The organism is Neptuniibacter sp., from assembly GCF_024231755.1.
GTDB lineage: Bacteria > Pseudomonadota > Gammaproteobacteria > Pseudomonadales > Balneatricaceae > Neptuniibacter.
This window is the reverse complement of record NZ_JAAEQH010000055.1, coordinates 1-2,841: the sequence shown is the minus strand read 5'-3', so window position 1 is coordinate 2,841 and position 2,841 is coordinate 1. Positions and strand designations below refer to the sequence as shown.

At 44.2% G+C, this 2,841-nt stretch carries 2 protein-coding genes; both read right to left on the bottom strand.

Translation table 11 applies throughout. From position 1 onward, the window contains the following. Positions 1-1,089 (bottom strand): elongation factor Tu (gene tuf / locus GY843_RS02115; protein ID WP_297306069.1); only part of this gene is annotated, 1,089 nt, incomplete at its 3' end. A gap of 62 nt (positions 1,090-1,151) precedes the next feature. Then, positions 1,152-2,841, bottom strand: a 1,690-nt coding sequence (gene fusA, locus GY843_RS02110) for an elongation factor G (RefSeq protein ID WP_297306068.1), incomplete at its 5' end; no start/stop codon positions are given.

Below are 2,841 nucleotides of genomic sequence, written 5' to 3'. Positions count from 1 at the left end.
TAGAGTTACTGTCATCTTAACGTTATCACCAGGCATTACCATTTCTACGCCTTCTGGTAACTGTACGTCACCTGTTACGTCAGTTGTACGGAAGTAGAACTGTGGACGGTAACCTTTGAAGAAAGGAGTATGACGACCACCTTCATCTTTAGAAAGTACGTATACTTCTGAAGTGAATGTAGTATGTGGGTTGATTGAACCAGGCTTAGCTAGTACTTGACCACGTTCAACGTCTTCACGCTTAGTACCACGTAAAAGTGCACCAATGTTCTCACCAGCACGACCTTCGTCAAGAAGCTTACGGAACATTTCAACACCAGTACAAGTAGACTTAGTAGTCTCTTTGATACCAACGATTTCAACTTCGTCGTTCACGTTGATGATACCAGCTTCAACACGACCAGTTACTACTGTACCACGGCCTTGGATTGAGAAAACGTCTTCGATAGGCATGATGAATGGCTTATCGATGTCACGCTCTGGCTCTGGGATGTAAGAATCTAGTGCTTCTGCAAGCTCAACGATCTTGTCTTCCCACTGCTTTTCGCCTTCAAGTGCTTTAAGAGCAGAACCTTGAATTAGTGGTAAGTCATCACCTGGGAAGTCGTACTCAGAAAGAAGTTCACGAACTTCCATTTCTACTAGCTCAAGTAGCTCTTCGTCGTCAACCATGTCACATTTGTTCATGAATACAACGATGTAAGGTACGCCAACCTGACGAGAAAGTAGGATGTGCTCACGCGTTTGTGGCATAGGGCCGTCAGTCGCAGCTACTACTAAGATAGCGCCGTCCATTTGAGCAGCACCAGTGATCATGTTTTTAACATAATCGGCGTGTCCAGGACAATCTACGTGTGCGTAGTGACGAGTTGGTGTATCGTACTCAACGTGAGAAGTTGAGATTGTGATACCACGCTCGCGCTCTTCTGGAGCGTTATCGATTGATGCGAAATCTTTAGCAACACCGCCGTATACTTTTGCAAGTACGTTAGTGATTGCTGCAGTTAGTGTAGTTTTACCGTGGTCAACGTGGCCGATTGTACCAACGTTTACGTGCGGTTTTACGCGTTCAAACTTTTCTTTTGCCATCTTAAAAAATTCCTAATTAAGAAATTAAAGCCTGACTCACTATTGAGCCAGACAAGCTAAAATCATATAACAGCGCGAGCTGAAATTATTGTATCTGCAACCTGTTTAGAGGCTTCAGCGTACTTCAAAAACTCCATAGAGTAAGAAGCACGGCCCTGTGTTGCAGATCGTAAAGCAGTTGCATAACCAAACATTTCAGAAAGAGGAACCTGAGCATTAACTTGCTTAAGTCCACCTATTGCATCTTCCATGCCTTCGATTATGCCGCGACGACGGTTTAAGTCGCCAACTACATCACCCATGTTTGAGTCAGGAGTGATTACTTCAACCTTCATCATTGGCTCTAAAAGTACAGGGGCAGCCTTAAGCGCCCCAGCTTTCATTGCCATTGAACCTGCAATTTTAAATGCCATTTCATTCGAGTCTACATCATGGAATGAACCATCATATAAAGTCGCTTTAACGCCAAGTAATGGGTAGCCTGCCAGTACACCTTGAGACATTTGCTCTTGGATACCTTTGTCTACCGCAGGGATAAATTCTTTAGGAACCGAACCACCTACAGTTTCGTTAACGAACTCATAAATTGGTGCTTCATCATCCGAAATATCCATCGGTTCAAGTTTAACCCAGACGTGACCATATTGACCACGACCACCTGATTGACGTACAAACTTCCCTTCAACTTCAACAGTTGAACGAATAGCTTCTCGGTATGCAACCTGCGGCTTACCAACGTTACATTCAACACTGAATTCACGTTTCATACGGTCGACAATGATATCAAGGTGAAGTTCACCCATACCAGAAATAATAGTCTGGCCTGATTCTTCGTCAGTTTGTACTCTGAAAGACGGATCTTCTGCCGCTAGTTTACCTAACGCGATACCCATCTTATCTTGGTCAGCGACTGTGCGAGGCTCAACCGCAACAGAGATAACTGGCTCTGGGAACTCCATACGCTCTAGCGTAGTGATAGAGTTCGGATCACACAGTGTCTCACCTGTTGTTACGTCTTTAAGACCAATAGCTGCCGCAATATCGCCTGCGTAAACTTCTTTGATCTCTTCACGTGAGTTTGAATGCATCTGTACGATACGACCAAATCGCTCACGCTTACTTTTAACTGGGTTATAAACCGCGTCACCCTGTTTAACAGTACCAGAGTAAACACGGAAAAAGGTTAAAGTGCCAACAAACGGGTCTGTTGCAATTTTAAATGCAAGTGCAGCAAACGGCGCTTTATCATCAGCTGGACGTTCTTCCTCAGTTCCATTTTCTAGGATACCTTGGATTTGTTTCACTTGTGTTGGTGCAGGCATGTATTCAACAACGCCATCAAGCACAGCTTGAACGCCTTTGTTTTTAAATGCACTACCACACGTAATGGGAACAATTTCGTTCGCTAATGTGCGTTGACGTAAGGCAGATTTAATCTCTGCTTCACTTAACTCTTCACCTTCTAAGTACTTATCCATTAGTTCTTCAGAGGCTTCAGCTGCACTTTCAACTAAATGAGAGTGCCATTCTTGAGCGAGCTCTTGAAGTTCTGCCGGTATTGCCTCATAAGAGAAAGTCATACCCTGGTCCGCTTCGTTCCAGTTAATGGCTTTCATTTTTATAAGGTCAATAACACCTTTAAAGTCGTCTTCAGCGCCAATTGGCAACTGGATTGGAACAGGCGGTGCTCCAAGACGAGATTTCACCTGGTCTACAACCGTTAAGTAGTCAGCGCCGGTGCGATCCATTTTA